Source organism: Acidobacteriota bacterium, from assembly GCA_040754075.1.
Taxonomy (GTDB): domain Bacteria; phylum Acidobacteriota; class Blastocatellia; order UBA7656; family UBA7656; genus JBFMDH01.
On the sequence record JBFMDH010000003.1, the window covers coordinates 281,131 to 298,840 of the forward strand.

The 17,710-nt window shown below is 49.9% G+C and carries 15 protein-coding genes; 9 read left to right on the top strand and 6 right to left on the bottom strand.

Going from position 1 to position 17,710, the window contains the following annotated elements:
* The first annotated feature begins 26 nt into the window (after positions 1–26).
* Positions 27–632, top strand: a complete 606-nt coding sequence (gene coaE, locus AB1757_04985) for a dephospho-CoA kinase (protein MEW6126399.1) — start codon at positions 27–29, stop codon at positions 630–632.
* 203 nt (positions 633–835) lie between these two features.
* Here coaE and AB1757_04990 read toward each other — a convergent pair whose 3' ends face one another.
* Positions 836–1,996: a M20 family metallopeptidase gene (locus AB1757_04990; GenBank protein ID MEW6126400.1), complete on the bottom strand. Its 1,161-nt coding sequence runs from the start codon at positions 1,994–1,996 to the stop codon at positions 836–838.
* A gap of 115 nt (positions 1,997–2,111) precedes the next feature.
* Positions 2,112–2,603: a TlpA disulfide reductase family protein gene (locus tag AB1757_04995; GenBank protein MEW6126401.1), complete on the bottom strand. Its 492-nt coding sequence runs from the start codon at positions 2,601–2,603 to the stop codon at positions 2,112–2,114.
* A 242-nt stretch (positions 2,604–2,845) separates the two neighbouring features.
* Between AB1757_04995 and AB1757_05000 the strand changes: the two genes are divergently transcribed.
* Positions 2,846–3,424, top strand: a complete 579-nt coding sequence (locus AB1757_05000) for a nucleotidyltransferase family protein (GenBank protein MEW6126402.1) — start codon at positions 2,846–2,848, stop codon at positions 3,422–3,424.
* Positions 3,425–3,582: 158 nt separating this feature from the next.
* Here AB1757_05000 and AB1757_05005 read toward each other — a convergent pair whose 3' ends face one another.
* The 4 genes from AB1757_05005 to secA all read right to left on the bottom strand — a co-directional run bounded on the left by AB1757_05005 (position 3,583) and on the right by secA (position 9,162).
* A complete protein-coding gene (locus AB1757_05005; protein MEW6126403.1) occupies positions 3,583–3,969 on the bottom strand; it encodes a hypothetical protein in 387 nt (128 codons plus the stop codon).
* Positions 3,970–4,232: 263 nt separating this feature from the next.
* Positions 4,233–5,486, bottom strand: a complete 1,254-nt coding sequence (locus tag AB1757_05010; GenBank protein MEW6126404.1) for a hypothetical protein — start codon at positions 5,484–5,486, stop codon at positions 4,233–4,235.
* 135 nt (positions 5,487–5,621) lie between these two features.
* Positions 5,622–6,203 (bottom strand): GNAT family N-acetyltransferase, encoded by a 582-nt coding sequence (locus tag AB1757_05015; GenBank protein ID MEW6126405.1) that lies wholly within the window; start codon positions 6,201–6,203, stop codon positions 5,622–5,624.
* A gap of 94 nt (positions 6,204–6,297) precedes the next feature.
* Complete coding sequence (secA, locus tag AB1757_05020; GenBank protein MEW6126406.1) at positions 6,298–9,162, bottom strand: preprotein translocase subunit SecA; 2,865 nt, start codon at positions 9,160–9,162, stop codon at positions 6,298–6,300.
* 737 nt (positions 9,163–9,899) lie between these two features.
* On the opposite strand from secA, the gene pilM reads away from it, so the two are divergent.
* From pilM to AB1757_05055, 7 genes are all read left to right on the top strand, one after another.
* Positions 9,900–10,976: a type IV pilus assembly protein PilM gene (gene pilM / locus AB1757_05025; protein MEW6126407.1), complete on the top strand. Its 1,077-nt coding sequence runs from the start codon at positions 9,900–9,902 to the stop codon at positions 10,974–10,976.
* Complete coding sequence (locus AB1757_05030; GenBank protein ID MEW6126408.1) at positions 10,973–11,623, top strand: PilN domain-containing protein; 651 nt, start codon at positions 10,973–10,975, stop codon at positions 11,621–11,623. Before pilM ends, AB1757_05030 begins: the two co-directional genes overlap by 4 nt.
* A 12-nt stretch (positions 11,624–11,635) precedes the next feature.
* Positions 11,636–12,340, top strand: a complete 705-nt coding sequence (pilO, locus tag AB1757_05035) for a type 4a pilus biogenesis protein PilO (protein ID MEW6126409.1) — start codon at positions 11,636–11,638, stop codon at positions 12,338–12,340.
* Between the two features lie 28 nt (positions 12,341–12,368).
* Positions 12,369–13,049 carry a hypothetical protein gene (locus AB1757_05040; protein ID MEW6126410.1) on the top strand — a complete coding sequence of 227 codons (681 nt, stop codon included), beginning with the start codon at positions 12,369–12,371 and terminating at the stop codon, positions 13,047–13,049.
* A gap of 96 nt (positions 13,050–13,145) precedes the next feature.
* Complete coding sequence (locus AB1757_05045) at positions 13,146–16,262, top strand: AMIN domain-containing protein (GenBank protein MEW6126411.1); 3,117 nt, start codon at positions 13,146–13,148, stop codon at positions 16,260–16,262.
* A 113-nt stretch (positions 16,263–16,375) separates the two neighbouring features.
* Positions 16,376–16,744: a hypothetical protein gene (locus AB1757_05050; protein MEW6126412.1), complete on the top strand. Its 369-nt coding sequence runs from the start codon at positions 16,376–16,378 to the stop codon at positions 16,742–16,744.
* 147 nt (positions 16,745–16,891) lie between these two features.
* Positions 16,892–17,641, top strand: coding sequence for a L,D-transpeptidase family protein (locus AB1757_05055; protein MEW6126413.1), 750 nt, complete (start codon positions 16,892–16,894; stop codon positions 17,639–17,641).
* The last annotated feature ends 69 nt before the right edge of the window (positions 17,642–17,710 follow it).

Sequence of the window (17,710 nt, forward strand, 5' to 3'; positions counted from 1 at the left end):
AAGGCAGGTGGAATCAGAGAAACGTTATGTTGAAAGTGGGACTGACAGGCAGCATCGCGGTTGGCAAAAGTTATGTGGTGTCGGTGTTTGCCGAACTCGGCTGCGTCACCTTTGACGCCGATAAAATCGCCCATTCGGTGATGGAACCGAATGCTTCGGCTTACAGGGATGTGATACGCGAATTCGGTGAAGGGGTGCTTGCGGAAAACAAAACCATTGACCGGGTGAAACTTGGCGCGATTGTGTTTGCCGATGCCATACGAAGACAACGGCTCAATGAAATCGTTCACCCGCGCGTCATTGAAGAACAGAACCGCTTGCTTAGCGACATCGAAGCCGCCAATCCCGAGGCGATTGTGATTATCGATGCGGCATTGATGATTGAATCGGGCGGCTACAAACGCTTTGACAAATTGATTGTGGTGTTTTGCGACCGCGAAACTCAGGTCGAACGCTTGATGAAGCGCAATCAAATCAGCCGCGAAGATGCCGAACGCCGCATCGCCGCGCAAATGTCATCGGATGAAAAACGCCAATACGCCGATTATGAAATCGATACCACCGGAACGATGGAAGAGACCCGCGAGCGGGTCATAGCGGTTTACGAAAAATTGAAAGCCTTACTCAATTGAAAGGCTGATTCAGAAATCCGGTTTATCTGAATTTTCCAAATCCTTCTGGTTCTTCCAGCAACGAAAGCATATTAAGTTCACCATATCGCCAATCGGTTTGTCGGGCGCAAATTCTTTGTACCAGGCTTCCAAATCTTTAACTTGCAAATGAAAAAGTTGTCCGCAGATTGGGCAAGTGGAATATGGCATAGCAACCGAATTGCTCAGACTGTTTCAATCAGCCGTGTAACCAAGGCGGCGCGACGCGGAATGTCGCTCAGGGTAATGTGTTCGTGCGTCGCATGAGCGCCTGCTCCGTCAACCCCTAAGCCGTCCAACACCGGCACCCCCATCGCCGCAATGAAATTACCGTCAGAGCCGCCGCCGACCTGCCCTTCCTGTAAATCGTAATCAATTTCGGCTGCTAAATTTTTAGCATGCGCAAAGAGCGTGGCAATCGCATCAGTGCGTTCAAGCGGCGGACGATTGATGCCGCCTTTGATTTCCAGTTGCGCGCCGTCGATAACCGGGGTGAGCGCGCGCATGGCTTCTTCGACACGATAGCCCTCTTCGATAACATTGAAACGCATATCAACCGCAGCGCGCGCTTCGGCGGCGACAACGTTTGAAAGCACGCCGCCTTCGACGACGCCGACATTGAGTGTCGTGCCGCGCGCAAAATCGGCAATTTTATTGATGGCTAAAATCTGATGCGCGAGTTCGGTGACGGCGCTGATGCCTTTATGAATATCATTACCGGCGTGCGCCGAACGTCCGCGAATCGTGAGTTCAAATTCGCCGACACCTTTGCGTCCGGTCTTCACGATGCCACCCGGAATTGGCGGTTCCAACACCAGGGCGGCGTGCGCGTTTTGCGCTTCTTCTTCAATAACGGGACGGGAAAAATGGCTGCCGGTTTCTTCATCGCAGGTCATCAAAAAAGTGATCGGGCGTTGAGTTTTACGCCCTAATTCTTTGAGCGCCAGCATCGCAAACGTGGCAAGCGTCACCCCGGCTTTCATGTCGAAAATACCCGGGCCATAAGCTTGGTCACCTTCGACGCGATAAGGCATTTTTGCAAGCGTGCCGATGGGCCAAACGGTATCAAGGTGTCCGACGATAAGCAGTTGTTTGGCGCAAGGGTCAAGGGTGTGAAAGTAACGGGCGCGAAGCGTCGCGCCGAATTTTTCATCGCGCAGCAAATCGACGGTTGCGCCGTGCGCGCTCAATCGCTCGGCTAAATTTTCAGCGATGCGCGTGGTCGCATCAGGCACTCGCGACATGGATTCCTGTTCGACCAGCCAGCGGATGAATTCAAGAATTTCACTTTGTCTTTCGCTAAAGTAAGAAAGCAATGCTTTGCCGGGTTTTTCACTATTTGACATCACAAGAGTTTTACCAGAGCGGCAAACCTGCCTACAACCTTTGCGGCAACAAAAAAGCCGACGCTGGATAGTCGGCTTGTGAAAAAATTTCTGCAATAAGGAGGAGAGCGTTTGATTAGAGCAATCCGTCAATCAGGTCGCTGATGCTGTTGATGAAAGCGGCGTTCGGATTGAACCCGCCGCGCGGTTGGCCCGCGACATTCCCCGCCTTGTCTAAAATCACGATGGTTGGCAATTGTTTTCCACCAAATTGTTTGAACGCTGCCCGGCTGGCGTCGCGCACCACTTTAACGGAACCTGCGGGACCGCAAGGCGCTTTCAACTCGGCGTCGGAAACGCTTGCCGGTGCGTCTATGCTCACCCAGAAAACCGCGACTTTGCTATTGGCATATTTATCTGCAAGCGTCTGTAAAGCTTTGAATTCTTCGCGGCATTGTGGGTCAGAAACGCCGCCGAAAACCAGCACGACAACTTGTCCACGTAGCGTACTCAATGAAATAGTTTCACCCGCAGGCGTTGTAAACACGGCGTTTTGCTGCGCGTTGGTTAAACTGACCAGTGCCGCAATCATTAAACTGGTGATAATCGTTTTAGAAATTCTGTTCAAGTTGAACACCCCTTTAGCGTTTGCTAACTTCTCAAACTTGAGATGCTTTACCCGGCGCAAAAGTTCGATGTCTGCTTGCTTGCGCCGGACTGCACAATCGAGATTCGCAACGCTTGACGAATTCAACTCTAACAGTCCGTTCAAAAGATGGGCAAACGACTTGCCAAACCTGAAGCGGCAATTGAAGCTATAGATGACAACTGCTTAAACGTTAGTATGGGATTTGGTGAGCAAAAAATTTTATGATTTCAGCGATACTGTTAGCCGCAGGCGAGTCGCGGCGCATGGGCGAGTTCAAACAACTTCTACCGTTTGGCGAAAAAACGTTTGTCGAAAGTTGCGTCGATAATTTACTCGCCTCATCAATTGATGAATTGATTGTTGTGACCGGACATCGCGAAGCCGATGTGCGTCGCGCGCTTGCCAAGCGACCAATCAAAAGCGTTTTCAATGCCCAGCACCGGCAAGGCATGAGTTCATCCATTCAATGCGGTGTTGAAGCCGCAAGCCAAAATGCGACGGCTTACCTGATTGCTTTAGTTGACCAACCGCAAATCAATATCGCCATCATCAATCAACTGATCGAGGCTTACCAACAAACCGATGCCTTGATTGCCATTCCGGTTTATCAGGAAAGCAGAGGGCATCCGATTCTATTGTCGGCAAAACTTAAAAAAGAAATCCTCAGCATTACTCCCGAAATCGGTTTGAAAGCAGTGATCACGGCGCACAGAAATGAAACGCTTTATGTCAAAGTCACTGACCAGGGTGTGCTTTTAGATTTTGATTACCCGGAAGATTTTGAGCGGATAAAGCGATAATCATTGCGCAAATCAAGGAAAATTAGGTGAAGAGTAAGCAAAATTAGTAAGCTTTTGACTACAGATTATCCAGACAAATGAATACTCACTATCCGAACATTTTATCCACCAGAAAAAAAGGCAAGAGATAGTTGTTCTACGGGGCAAATTCACATCTATCAAACGGCAATTTTCTGTTCCTGACTCTCACGGGCAGCGATATGTTCCTGAATCGAAATGACATTGGCATCATTGGTGGGCATGGCGGATTCCAGAAACTCCAATGCTTTATATAACATCATGGTCGATTCAAAGCTTGATGCCAGCACATAACTGTTGCCGCCACAGCGGGCACATTTGTCGTAAGCATTTAAGAAGGTTTTAAGCGGTGCCTCGTCTTCGCCGGCACAATCGCCACAGATAATTTGAACACCAACCAGTTTAATCAGATTTCGAGGTCGTGGAAGCGGTTCGGCGGGTATGCCAACCCTTTTGCGAAGAAGAAAATATGTCAACAGTGCGCCTGTGAAAAGCGAAACCAGTGAACTCAAAATAAAGGTAAACATAAACTACCCCCGCTTAAAAAAACATTGCCGGGTCGGGTCTTATTTCTATTCAGCGAAACCTAGTGCAACGAATATGCCAAGCAATTGAAATGTGCAATTGAAATTTAAACGGATTGAAATAATTCATTCCTGATTTAGGGAATGCGTAGTGAGTTTGGATAAACGCTAGCGATTGGCAAAGCAGGTGTAGTGTTGAGTCTGCGGTGGTTTTCTCAGGGCAAACTTTTCCGCAAGGTAGTGCTGTACCCTCAAGATAATCTGCCCTAAGAGCCGCTACGTTTGAGGTACATGCGACTCGCCATGGTGCGAACCACATCGGGGATATTTTTATTTGCAGCCAAAGCCCGCATATCACGGGTTTGAATGCGATTGAGGAAGTTCAAACTGAGCGCCACAGGGGTTCTCGGATTGCGCACCAGATTGTGAATGACTACATAGGATTTGGTGTAAGCGCGGTTTTGTCCGATTTGTCTCAGCACATCTTCGGGAACCGTGCGAATCGCCGCAATGCCTTCGACTTCGTTTTCAGTAATGCGCGGGTTACGCAACACCGCACAGGCGACGATGCGATTGGGATCGCGAATTAAAATCATGCGGGCTTCACGAGTGCCTTTAATCGCCAGCATCACACGTTCTTTGACGCTCATTATGGCGATTTGCTGAAACATCGCTTTGCGGTCAACCGAGATGTGTGATTGCGAAATTTCCGCAGCCGCATTCTCATCGTCGAGCACTTGACCGATGATGCTTTCAAGGTCGATCTGGTCATATTCAATGACCGGAGCCGCATCCAAATCACCGACCTCTTCTTCATACTCTTTAATGATGCCTTCGTAAACTTCTTCTTCGATGCCCTCTTCGACAAGCCCCAGGCGAACCAAATCTTCGAGACCGCCGATAAGAATTGATTCGTTGGCTTTGCGGGTTTGTTCTTCGGCATCGGCTTTGACGCGCTTTTCTTCGGCAATCATCTGGATGCCGAAGGCTTTTTCAAAAAACTCTTCGCGAATTTCTTTGGCGCGGCGTTCGGCTTCAGGAGTGCGTGCCGGATTATTCAAAATTGCTTCGATGATTTCCGGCGTTTGAATCAGGTTCTGTTGCTTGAGCGAGATGGCTTCGAGAATTTGCGCGTCGCGGGTGGTTCCGGCAAGCCGGGCAAGCGCCAGGTTGGGCGTAGCGCGATTGAAAATGATTTGTTCAAGAATTTCACTCGGCGTTTTTTTCCAGACGCAGAAAAATCCTAAAACCTCAGGCGCCGCCTCTTGGTCAGCAGCCAGGTGTGCGAACGATTGCGGATCAAATTTATCAACCGTGGTTGCTGCGGTGAGGCGTATCTCTTCATCCGCATCCGCCATCAGCAGCACCAGCACTTCAAACATTTCATCGTTGCTGAGTGGAAACAGTCCCTTGGCACCCGCCAGTTTTGCACTGTGTGGCGCTTTGCCGGATTTGATTGCTTCTAAAATTTGACTGGGGATAGCGGTGTCCTCTCTAACGTCGGCTGCGATGCGGGGCACTTCATCAGGGGACTGATGAAGCGAGAGTACAATAGCAAAAATGTGGATTCAATAGTTTGTTTCGGGAAGGTGAACCGCGTTGAATGAAAATCCGGAGTACGCCATGAGAATAATTTTCTCAGAGCAAACAGGAACTTATTTATTTGAAGAATTTTTAGCGAACCACTCCGCTCTGTTAATTTGGTACCGAACAATTGGCTTTTTCTCGCCGTAATACGCTCCTCTTATCCAGCGAGTTAATAAGCCACTGGAAACTATGGTCATCCCATTTTTTTCCATTACCCGCCTTGATGCACGATTATCCGCAAAACATTCGGCAATAACCCGCTCAACATTATGTTTATGAAAGCCGAGCCTTAATAGTTCACCGGCAGATTCCGTTGCATAACCTTTGCCTGTATATGAACTCTCCACATGCCAGCCAATGCCAGTGTTTTCATAACCGGCGAGTGTGCCACTAATTGAACAGGTTCCAATAATCGTTTCTTGTTCCTTTAATACTATCGCAAGAAAATAATTTAAACGGGGATTTTGCTCTTTAGACAGAAAGCCGCTTTCAAAAGACCGTTGAATATAGTCATCGTTTAATTGAAAGGAAAGAAAGTTGTTTTTTACGGAAGAGTCGTTATGGAGTTCAACAAAACGTTGCCAATCGCTTTCTTGAAAATCACGAAGTATTAACCGTTCGGTCGTAACCAGGAAATTTTGATTTTGCATTGCCGTTGGGGAGAAGAGCTAAGAAGTAATTAAACAAAAAGGCAGCAGGCAATCGAAAACTATCAATTGTCTGCTGCCCGTTATTACAGTTCAATTATTCAGCGCCGTGGCATTTTTTGTACTTCTTGCCCGAACCGCATGGGCAAGGTTCGTTGCGCCCGACGCGCGGCTCTTTATTGCGAAACGGTTTTGCTTCTTCCTCTTCACCCGCTGCAAACGCCGATTCGTTGGCTTTCGTGAAAGCGACGCGTCCGCGACGTTGACGCCGCCGCCGTTCAAGCAGTTGTTGCTCGACCGATTCTGTCACCTGCACCTGAAAGTTGAACAGATAACGCACCGATTCGTTGTTGATGCGATAGAGCATATCCTGGAAGAGGGCAAACGAATCGCGTTTGTATTCAACCAGCGGGTCTTTTTGCCCGTAACCGCGAAGCCCTATGCCTTCTTTCAAATGGTCGAGCGCCAGCAAATGATCTTTCCACTGCGCATCAACGATGTTGAGCATGATGTAACGTTCAAGACTGCGCAGCGCCTCGGCTCCCAGTTGCACCTCTTTCTCGCCGTACTTCTTCTCGATTTCAGGCCAGAGTTTTTGCCGCACCTCTTCGATGCCCATGTTTTCGAGATGCCAACCTTCGCTGTCCGCATCATAACCAAAAGTGGCGCGCAGTTGGTCTTTGAGTCCCGTAAAATCCCATTCATCCGGGCGCATATCTTTCGACAGGTACTCGTCAATCATATCATCGAATAACTCATGAGCGGTTTCCAGAACGTGCTCACGCTGATTGTCATTGCGCTCTTCGATAGTTTCGCCTTCAAAGCCCATCAACAATTGACGACGCATCGCGTAAATCGCTTCACGCTGTTTATTCATCACGTCGTCATATTCAAGCAGATGTTTACGAATCGAGAAGTTGTGTCCTTCGACGCTCTTTTGTGCGGCTTCGATGCGTTTGCTGACCAGCCCCGATTCAATCGGCACGCCTTCATCCATACCGAGTCGGAGCATAATGCCTTTGATGCGTTCGCCGCCGAAGATGCGCATCAAATCATCTTCAAGTGACAGATAGAAACGCGACGAACCGGGGTCGCCCTGACGCCCTGAACGACCGCGAAGCTGATTATCAATGCGGCGCGATTCGTGGCGTTCGGTGCCGAGTATGTGAAGCCCGCCGAGTTGAATGACCTCCTGATGTTCGGTTTCGGTAATGTCCTTGGCGCGTTCAAGCGCGGCGTTCATCTGTCCTTCGGTGGCTTCTTCGGGATTGATTTCTTTCTCTTTCAAAAACTGTTTAGCCAGGAATTCGGGATTGCCGCCAAGCAGAATATCCGTACCGCGACCCGCCATGTTGGTGGCAATTGTGACCTGTCCTTTGCGCCCGGCTTGCGCGACGATGTCGGCTTCGCGCCCCGCGTGTTCGGGTTTGGCGTTTAATACATTATGCGGAACGCGCATTTTTTTGAGCTTATCGGAAAGCACTTCAGAATTTTCAACGGAGACTGTACCGACGAGCACCGGCTGGCCTTTTTCATGAAGTTGTTTGATCTCTTCGGCAGCGGCATTCCATTTTTCGCGCTCCGTGCGATAGATGACATCCGAAAAATCCTTGCGTTGATTTTCGCGGTTGGTTGGAATGACCGCGACATCGAGTTTATAGATGTTGGCAAATTCCGATGCTTCGGTTTCGGCTGTACCGGTCATGCCTGCGAGTTTCGCGTACATACGGAAATAATTCTGCAAGGTGATGGTTGCAAGTGTCTGGTTTTCGGCTTCAATCTTGACGTTCTCTTTGGCTTCAACGCCTTGATGGAGTCCATCGCTCCAACGACGACCGGGCATCACACGCCCGGTGAATTCGTCAACGATAATCACTTCGCCGTCTTTAACGATGTATTGTTTGTCAAGATGATAAAGGCTGTGAGCTTTGAGCGATTGTTCAACACAATGCAGGAGTTCCATATTCGCAGGGTCATAGAGATTGCCGACCTGACAGAATTTTTCCGCCATATCCACCCCTGATTCCGTAAGCGTCGCCTGATGCTGCTTCTCATCGACGTGATAAAGCAGGCGCGGGTCTTGTTTCAAATCGACATCGCCTTCCTTACTTTTAATTTCAGCAACCAGTTTGCTCTGTTCAGCTTTCATGCGCACGATGCAATCATTGGCGATGTAATATTTTTCGGTTGAATCTTCCGAAGAGCCTGCAATGATGAGCGGGGTGCGCGCTTCGTCAATCAGGATGGAGTCGACTTCGTCAACGATGGCGAAATTGAAATTGCGATGCACCATCATGGTCGGGTCAAATTTCATGTTGTCGCGCAGGTAATCGAAACCCAGTTCGTTGTTGGTGCCATAGGTGATGTCGGCTCCGTATGCGGCTTTGCGTTCTTCATCGGTCATATCGTGTTGAATGCAACCGACAGTGAGACCGAGAAAGCGATAAATTTTGCCCATCCATTCGGTATCGCGTTTGGCAAGGTAATCGTTTACGGTGACGATGTGAACGCCGCGCCCGGCAAGCGCGTTGAGGTATGCCGGAAGCGTCGCGACCAGGGTTTTACCTTCACCGGTTTTCATTTCAGCAATCATGCCGCGATGCAAAACCATACCGCCGATTAACTGCACATCGAAATGGCGCATGCCGGTGGCGCGGCGCGACGCTTCGCGGACGATAGCGAAAGCTTCGGGCAAAATTTCATCCAACGCTTCGTCAATCGCCCGGCGCAAAGATTGTTGTCGCTCATCGGGAGAGGTGCCGCTGATTTCGGCTTCGGCAAGTTGACGCTCGACCTGTTCGCGAAACTCTGCGGTGCGGGCGCGCAACTCATCATCGGTCATTTTTTGCACTTGTGGTTCAAGGGCATTGATTTCATCAACAATGGGATAGAGGCGTTTGAGCAATCGCTCGTTGGCGCTGCCGAATATTTTGGTTGCCACTTTATTGAAAATCGCTGTCATATTATCTCTCTTTTCTTATCGCAAATTTTAAAATTCAGATAGTTGATTTTTGCATTCATTAAAGACCATTTAGCCTGTTGACTAAATCTTCTACGCCGCAGAAGCGATAAAAGATTCGGCAAACAGGCCAGGGGGTAAACGTTACGATGCTCTAAAAATCCGCTCACGAAAAATTTCTCACAATTCACTGCGCTAAAAATTCTATTGATATAAATTGAGCGCGTCAAACCGCCGCCCGTTCGTAGATTTTTTGCGACGGGACTCCTTTGATTGAAACCCGAGCGTTGGCGCGCGCAAGCGCCTTTGCGTCAGTCGGGCAAAGGTTTTGTTAGATTGATAATACCGCTACTGGAGAAGGGTAGCTTGCTGAACAGAATTGGAAAAAAGCCTAAAAAAGCCGGTATTTTGAGGACAAAAATTAACCCCTGATGGTTGCGGAAAATTAGTGTTGACACCTATGGTGACGGGTGTTAGAAATGACTGCGTTGGAAGAAGTGTCAATTTGATGTTTGATTCGCCTTAAAGTAAATGTCAGGACATCACGCGCCAGCAGGTCATTTCCGGCAAATGACATTTCTTTAATTCGACACCAAACATCGCCCCTAAGCACCGCCCCTTTTAATCTGACGACAATTCAAAATTTCAGAATCACATAGCCCCTAAAGTTCAAGTTGAAAATGGCGTTGGTTTCCGAGTCTGCAAGAAACCGGAAGCGCAAACAGCCACAGGGGAACGCTATGTTAGAAGGTTTGTTCGGAAATAAACAAAAAGGCGTAGTCGGATTAGATATCGGTTCCACCGCGCTCAAAGCCATTGAACTCAGACCTGCACGCGGCGGTTATGAACTCATGCATATCTCACATCAGAATCTGCAATCGGATACCATCGTTGACGGACACATCATTGACCTCAATCACGTAAGCGACACCATCAACCGCGTATGGATGGAACAAGGCATTAAAACCAATCAGGTCGCCACCGCTCTTTCAGGACACGCAGTCATCGTTAAAAAAATTACTATGCCGGCAATGCCCGATGAAGAACTCTATGAACAGATTCATTGGGAAGCCGAGCAATATATTCCATTCGATATTAATGACGTCAATCTCTACCACGAAGTGATGGGGCGCGACAGCACCGGGCAAAGCATGGATGTGTTACTGGTTGCCTGCAAACGCGACAAGATTGCCCAATTTACGCAGGTCATTTCGCAGGCGGGCAAACAACCGGTCATCGTTGATGTTGACGCCTTCGCATTGCAGAACGCTTATGAAGTCAACTACAACCCGCCGCCCAATCTCACGGTCGCGCTTCTGGACATCGGCGCATCGGTGATGACTATCAATGTGGTGCGTGGCACGACCTCGATTTTCACCCGCGACATCTCGGCGGGCGGCAATCAATATACCGACCTGTTGCAAAAAGAGTTCAACATGACCTTTGAACAAGCCGAGGCGCTCAAACGCGGCATGGCTTTTGGAATGGAACACTCGGTTGAAGACGCCATGCCGGCGATTGATTCGGTGACCGAAATGCTCGCTTTGGAAATTTCCCGCACCCTGGATTTCTTCCGCGCCACCGCAGTCGATTCGCCCAACATTGACCGGATGCTGATTGCCGGCGGTTCATCGAAAGTGATGAATCTGGTGAACTACCTTTCGGAAAAATTCCAGATGCCCGTCGAACGCTTTGATGCGTTTCGTTCCATCCGGTTCGACCACAAGAGATTTGATGAAGAGTATATGCGCGAACTTTCACCGAATATGGCAGTCGCTGTCGGTTTGGCAGTTCGTGTTGCGGAGGTGGCAAGATGATTAGAGTAAACCTGCTCGAAGGCACAGCCGAACAACGTGTAACCATTCAAAAGACCAGAGTCGCAGCCAAACACGGTCAGCAGATTTTCATGCTCATCAGCGCCCTGGTCATCGCTTTGCTTGCCATCGGCATTGACCACCTGTGGACAACCCGCGCGCACGCCGATGTCAAAGCCGAATTTGACCGCGAACAAGAGCAAGCCAAACAACTCGAAGCCGACATCAATCGCAAGAATGAGCTTGAGAATGAATTGAAGCAGTTGGAAGAGCGCATCAAGTTGATTAAACAACTGCGCGCCGAACAAAAAGGTCCGGTCGCCATGCTTTCGGCAATCAACGAACGAATGCCGGGCGGCAATGCCGATTTCAAACTGACGACGATTACCCAAAAAGGCAATCGATTGCAAATCATCGGCACTTCGATGAATGAACAGGTGGTCGCCGATTTTGCGCGACAGTTGGAATTCTCGAACGGACTGTTTACCAACGTTATTCCGGTGATTGAAGGGACGGAAGTCAAGATTGAAGAGGCTGACAAGAAAGAGGGCGATGATAAAGATACTGCCCGGGTGTTCAAATTCACCATCAACTGTGACTACAACAAACCTCGCGCCGAAGGCGAAGAGAAGAAGGCAGAGACTAAATAGGGGGAAATGATTATGGCAGCAGCAGTAGCAACCATTACAAAATCGGAAGAGGGTGGCAACTTTTTTACACGCCTGGCGTGGTATTACCAGATGTTGATTTTGCTCGCCCTGGTCGCGCTTTTGGTCTATGCCGCAGACACCATGCTCTACAGCGATACCCGCGCAGAGACCCTAAAGATTGAACAACAGGTGCAAACTTTGAAGGCGAAAAATGCCCAAGCCAGCATCATCCGGCAAAACCTGGCAGCCGCCGAAGAGACCCTGCGTCAGAAACAGGCGGAAATGGACAGCCTGCGCGATTTGCTGCCTGACCAGGTGGAAATCACCAAGGTTTTCGACAGCATCAAGGATTTAATGAAATCGCGTAAACTCGAACTCCGAAGATTCGCGCCGTTGTCGGTGACGCCATCGGAAATTTATACCGCGCAACCCATCCAAGTTGAAGTCACCGGATCATACGATAACGTTGGCTTGTTCCTTTCCGACCTGGGATTTTATAAACGCATTGTCAGCGTTGCCGATGTCGATATCAAACAGGCAGAAGACACCGCGCAAGTTGCGGGTCGTTCCATCAATACGTCATTTGTTGTGGTGGCATATTACATATCGCCTGAAAATCTCAACAAGTTGACCAGCAAAGGCGGCACGCCGCCAGCGGGCGCTGCGGCTCCGCAACCCGGACAGCCGACGCCTCCGCCAGCCAATCAACCGAAATAACCATGAGCCTCAAATATGGAGTAGTGTGATGAATAAAAGAATGGCAAATGTACAATCGCAGGTCATTGCCCGAAAAACCGCAAACGACAGAATAATAAAATGGACGGTTTTACTGGCAATCACCGGTTTACTGGTCTTTTCGCTGGTTTTGCAAGCCATCGCTCAACAACAACCGCAACCGGCTGTACAGGCGACGAAAAAAGAGTACCTCGGCCCGGCAAGCGATACCATTAAACCTTATGTTCCGGCTAACAAAGACCCGTTCAAAAAAGTGATTAAACCGAAACCCAAAGAAGGTCCGGGCGGCAAACCCAAAGAACCCAAGCCGGTCGGTTTCCCATCGCTTGAAGAACGCCGCGCAAAATTCAAAATGCTGGTTGATGAATATGTCGACAAGGGGATGGCGGAACCCAATCCGGTCATGCAATACCTGGTTTCAGAACTTGAAATCATCGGCGTATTTCGCGATGACCTCGGATTTGGCGCATTTGCCAGAGCCACACCAACCGGCTCGACTTTCTTTATACGAAGAGGTTCGCGTTGTTATAACGGCGAGATTTTAAGAATCGAAAGTGATACCAGCGATTCAGGGGCAAGGGTCACTTTCAAACAGGAAACTTATCAGATAAACCCTGATGGCAAACAAATCAAACTTGAAAATATTGTTGCCAAACAGCCTAGCGCGACGTCTGGGCCAAAAGTCAACTAAGCGATACTGACAAACTCAACGAAGCGGATGATCGTGGTGGTTGCTCCCTCAATCCCGCGTCTTCTTCATTCAAAACCGAGAGGGGAGATAAAGTGTATGATAGCTAGGAGGTTCGTAACTTCTATATTGCTGCTCACCGTGGTTGCCAATACCTGGGCATTTGCACGACCGAGCCATAATCAGAGAGTTCCGCAAGAGGGAGCGACTTTCAATTTAGTTGCGCTCAAACACGAGACCGTTGGAGCAGTAACCCGAATTGCCATCGAGTCCAACTCGCCACCTCTCTATACGGTTATCAAACCGACAGACAATTTGATTGTCGTCGATTTTCCGGGCGGGGACGGCTCGCAACTGACGCCCTGGTACGCCGTAAAGAGCGCGGGCGTCGAATCGATAACGGTTCGTAAATCGCAAGCTACATCGAAGGCGACCAAATTCATCGGCACCAATCTTGAGATTAAAGTTCAAGGACAGGTGAGCGATAGATCGATACTGCAAGGCAATACTTTGATTATCGAAATCGCGACTGAAAAACCGCTCGCTCAAGATGCCAGGAAAACCAACACCAAACCCGGCGTTTATGTCGAACCGGCACCGATTGCCGGAAGCGCGGTCGTTGAACCGACGCCGGTAAAAGCCAGTCAACCCGTAACCACGAAACCGGCGGCAACACCGGCTGCGCATACGGAAAAAGCCGACGCGGTAAACGCGAAAACCGATTCGCTAAACGCCGCGAAACCTGCAACCTTGATTCGCAACGTGCGCAGTGAAGCCGGCGAAGGCTTTGCGCGCATCATCGTTGAAGCCGACGGCAACGCCCAATTCAAAGATTTTGTTTTAACCAATCCTTATCGCATCGTGCTCGACATCACAGGGGTTCGCAATCAAGCGGGCAGCAAACCGATTACGGTCGGCGCGGCAGCGGTTGATAAAGTCCGCGTCGGACAACCCTCTGCCAATGTGGTGCGCATCGTGGTTGATGCGAAATCGCAGGTGGCGTATCAAATTGAACGCGAAGGCGCATCACTCGTCATTACCATCGGTGACCAACTTGCGGCGCGCAATGAACAAGCCAAAGCGAAAGCCGAAGAAGTAAAGGCACAAGGGGAAGCCGAAAAAGCGACGCTTGAAACCCGCACAGATAATGCCGAAGTTAAAGTTGCCGGTCAGCGCATTGAAAACGAAGCAGCCAAATCGGCAACCAAGCCTGCGACCACGGCGACCAAACCAGCTTCGACAACCAACACAACGCCACAACCGCCTGCACCGAATAAAACGACGGCGCAAACCACTCAACCGAGCGTCACGGTGAACTCACAGGTGGCTCAGGCGCAGAAGACCAACCCGGATTCGCAAGCCGCAAAACAGAGCCTGAACAATGCGCCCGCCGCCAAACCGGCAGTTGCGGATAAGAGCACACAAACTGCCAAACCGAGCGTTGTCGATACCAATACTCAGGTTGGAAAACCGAGCGTTCCCGAATCCTTGTCGGCGCAAGCCAGAAGAAATACGCCGGATTCGCGACCGCGGGTTACGGCTCAGCCCGTAAAGACATCTGCCAAGCCTGTAACGGTTAATCAACCGGGCGTTTCACCGACAACCGTGGCGGATACGCGACCCGCGCCGTTGCCCAGTGTAGCGATGCAAACGCAGGCCAGACCGCAAGCGCCGCAAGCTTTGTGCGACAGTGATTATCGAGGCGGTTTGATTAGCTTTGACCTTCGCGCAGGCGTCGATTTGCGCGATATGTTGCGCTTTGTTTCTCAACAATATGGCATCAATTTCGTTGTCGATAATTCCGTCAAGCAGGTTCCCGTAGATATTCGCGTAAGCGACCTGCCGTGGAATTATGTGTTGAATTCCGTGATGCGCGCCAATCGTCTGGGTTGGGTTTGCGATCAAGGAAACATCGTTCGCATTGCAACTTTGGATGCGATTGCTCAAGAAATAAATGCGGAAGTCGAGCGGAAAAAAGCAGAATCCTTAAAGGTTCCGCTGGTCACCAAGATTCTTCACCTCAAATACGCCCGCGCTGCCGGAACCCTGGGTGCAGGCGTTGGTTCATCCACACGCGGTGGCGGTGGTGGCGGATTAAGCAGCGGTGGCGGATTGACCGGTGCCGGCGGTTCGCAGGGTGGGTTACTTGCCATCGTGCAAAAGCGACTCAGCCCACGCGGCACCATTGAAATGGATGCGCGCAGTAATAGCCTCATTGTTTCGGATTTACCGGAATACCTTGTAGCCATCGAAGACATCGTTGCCAAACTCGATAAACCCGAAGCGCAGGTGGAAATCGAAGCTCGCATCGTCATCGCCAGCCGCAATTTCCTGCGTGATATTGGTGTTGAACTGGCGGCGGCGGCTTCAGGCTCAGGTGGCAAAGCGGGGCTGTTTGCCACCAGTCCTGTGCAGTTCATACCCGGCTCTGGTGTCAACCGACAAACAACGACCAGCGGCTCAGGTAGCGGCTCAGGCAGCGGCAGCGGCAGCGGCTCCACCTCTACTCCGACCAACTTGATTGGGCCAACGGCGACCGGCGCGTTCTCTGCAACCGCAGGGACGGTGCTCAGTCTGACAACCGGTATCTTCGGAACCAGCATCATCTCCGCAGCTTTGAGCTTACAGGAAACCAAAGGTCAGATTCGCACGATTGCCAGTCCGCGCATCACTGTGACCGACAATCAACCTGCGGAAATCGTCAACGGGGTGCAGATTCCTGTGCAAACCGTATCGAACAACACCATTACCACAACCTTTGTGACGGCAGCGTTGCGCTTGCAAATCACCCCGCAAATCGTCGAAGAAAATGGCGAAGTGCAGATTCGCGTGATTGCCGAAAACAATACTGTGAACTTCAATTTAGCCAGCCAATTCAACAATGGAACGCCGGGCATCAACACGCAATCGGCTGAATCAACCGTGCGCGTGCCCGATGGCGGAACGACGGTGATGGGCGGCATCAACATTGATAACGAAGGTCATACGATTGTTCGCACTCCTGGTGTGTCGCGCATTCCGGTGATTGGTGAATTATTCAAACGACGAACCACGCGACGTGACTTTGATGAAATTTTGTTCTTCATCACGCCGCGCATCATTCGCAATGACAATCTCGTCAGACCGAAATCGATGGAGTCGAATGCCTTGGCACCGCTCGACGGCAGAGTCAAACCGGATACGCCGCCGACCAAAACCAATCCGCCGAAGCAATAACTTTGTCGGATAAATCTTTGTGGTTAGCCGCCAAGTTGGATTAGCTTCAGGCAAGTGCTAATCTAAGTTTTCGGCTAACCACAAACCATTTTGAAAATTCTTGCGAGGGTAAATTGAGTTTCCACAAAACCTTAGAAACCATTGTCAATCAGGTCGAAGGCGGCGCGGTCGCCGTGGTGCTCGGTGTTGACGGCATCGTTATCGAACGGGTTGTGAAAGATATTGACCCGGCGCTTGACATCGATTTGATTGCCACGGAAATGACCACGCTACTCAGGCGCAGCATGCACACCGCAACCGATACAGGGCTTGGCGAACTGCGCGAGATGATGTTTGTCACCGATTTAATGACCTTTTTGCTGCGTTCGATTACCTCGGAATATTTTCTGATTTTTGCGGTCAATCCGGGGGGCAATATTGGACGCGCGCGCTTTGAACTGCGCAAAGCGCAACTCGCGCTCGAAACCGAATTTGTCATGTAATCGCTATCGAATCTTTATTTCCTCAAACTTTAATCAAATTTAACGGGCGCAAACGTTGCGCCCTTTTTTATTTCTCGCTTGCCTTGTTTGCCGATGAATTGTGAGCTAGCCTACTTGCACCCAAAACCTAAAAGTCGAGATGAACCGATGAACAAATTGTTCTTTACGATTTTGCTGTTTTTAATCATTGGCATGATGAATGACACCGCGGCGCAAAATTTTAAATCCCAGCAACAAAAATTTCCGCGCGTCCAAACCGCATTTGCCGAAAAAGAATCGACGGTTAGAAAAATGTTTGCGGCTAAGCAACTCACCTACCCGGCAAGAGCAATTTTTCTCCGCGCCTTCAAACGCGAAAGCGTGATTGAACTCTGGGTGCAGGAAACCGGTCAATTTCATTTACTGAAAACCTATAACGTCTGTGCCGCATCCGGCGGTATCGGACCCAAACGTGAGCAGGGTGATAACCAGGTGCCTGAAGGTTTTTACACGATTGACCGCTTCAATCCGGTAAGCAGTTTCTATCTTTCTCTGGGACTCAACTATCCGAATGCTTCGGATAGAATTTTAGGTGCGCGCGGCAATCTCGGCGGCGATATTTTCATTCATGGCAACTGCGTATCCATCGGTTGTATGGCGATTACCGACGAGCAGATTAAAGAGCTTTATTTGATTGCCGTCGAAGCGCGCGCGAGTGGACAAACGCAAATCCCTGTGCAGGTGTTTCCACTCAGGATGAACGAAGCCGGAATGAGGAAGCTCGAACAGAAAGCGGCGGGTAATGCGACGCTTCTTCGGTTCTGGCGCAATTTAAAAACCGGCTATGATGTTTTTGAAACTCAACATCGCTTACCTGTCGTTACAGTGGATACACAGGGGCAATACGTTTTCAGATAAGAAGCGAAATTCATTCGCTCAACAAAAGCGGCTGTGTTGTTTGCAAAATCAGCGAACCGCCAAGGGGCA

Coding starts and splice junctions, on each gene's coding strand:
- coaE (MEW6126399.1), top strand. CDS start 27: ATGTTGAAAGTGGGACTGACAGGCAGCATCGCGGTTGGCAAAAGTTAT.
- AB1757_04990 (MEW6126400.1), bottom strand. CDS start 1,996: ATGTCAAATAGTGAAAAACCCGGCAAAGCATTGCTTTCTTACTTTAGC.
- AB1757_05000 (MEW6126402.1), top strand. CDS start 2,846: ATGATTTCAGCGATACTGTTAGCCGCAGGCGAGTCGCGGCGCATGGGC.
- AB1757_05005 (MEW6126403.1), bottom strand. CDS start 3,969: ATGTTTACCTTTATTTTGAGTTCACTGGTTTCGCTTTTCACAGGCGCA.
- AB1757_05015 (MEW6126405.1), bottom strand. CDS start 6,203: ATGCAAAATCAAAATTTCCTGGTTACGACCGAACGGTTAATACTTCGT.
- secA (MEW6126406.1), bottom strand. CDS start 9,162: ATGACAGCGATTTTCAATAAAGTGGCAACCAAAATATTCGGCAGCGCC.
- pilM (MEW6126407.1), top strand. CDS start 9,900: ATGTTAGAAGGTTTGTTCGGAAATAAACAAAAAGGCGTAGTCGGATTA.
- AB1757_05030 (MEW6126408.1), top strand. CDS start 10,973: ATGATTAGAGTAAACCTGCTCGAAGGCACAGCCGAACAACGTGTAACC.
- pilO (MEW6126409.1), top strand. CDS start 11,636: ATGGCAGCAGCAGTAGCAACCATTACAAAATCGGAAGAGGGTGGCAAC.
- AB1757_05040 (MEW6126410.1), top strand. CDS start 12,369: ATGAATAAAAGAATGGCAAATGTACAATCGCAGGTCATTGCCCGAAAA.
- AB1757_05045 (MEW6126411.1), top strand. CDS start 13,146: ATGATAGCTAGGAGGTTCGTAACTTCTATATTGCTGCTCACCGTGGTT.
- AB1757_05055 (MEW6126413.1), top strand. CDS start 16,892: ATGAACAAATTGTTCTTTACGATTTTGCTGTTTTTAATCATTGGCATG.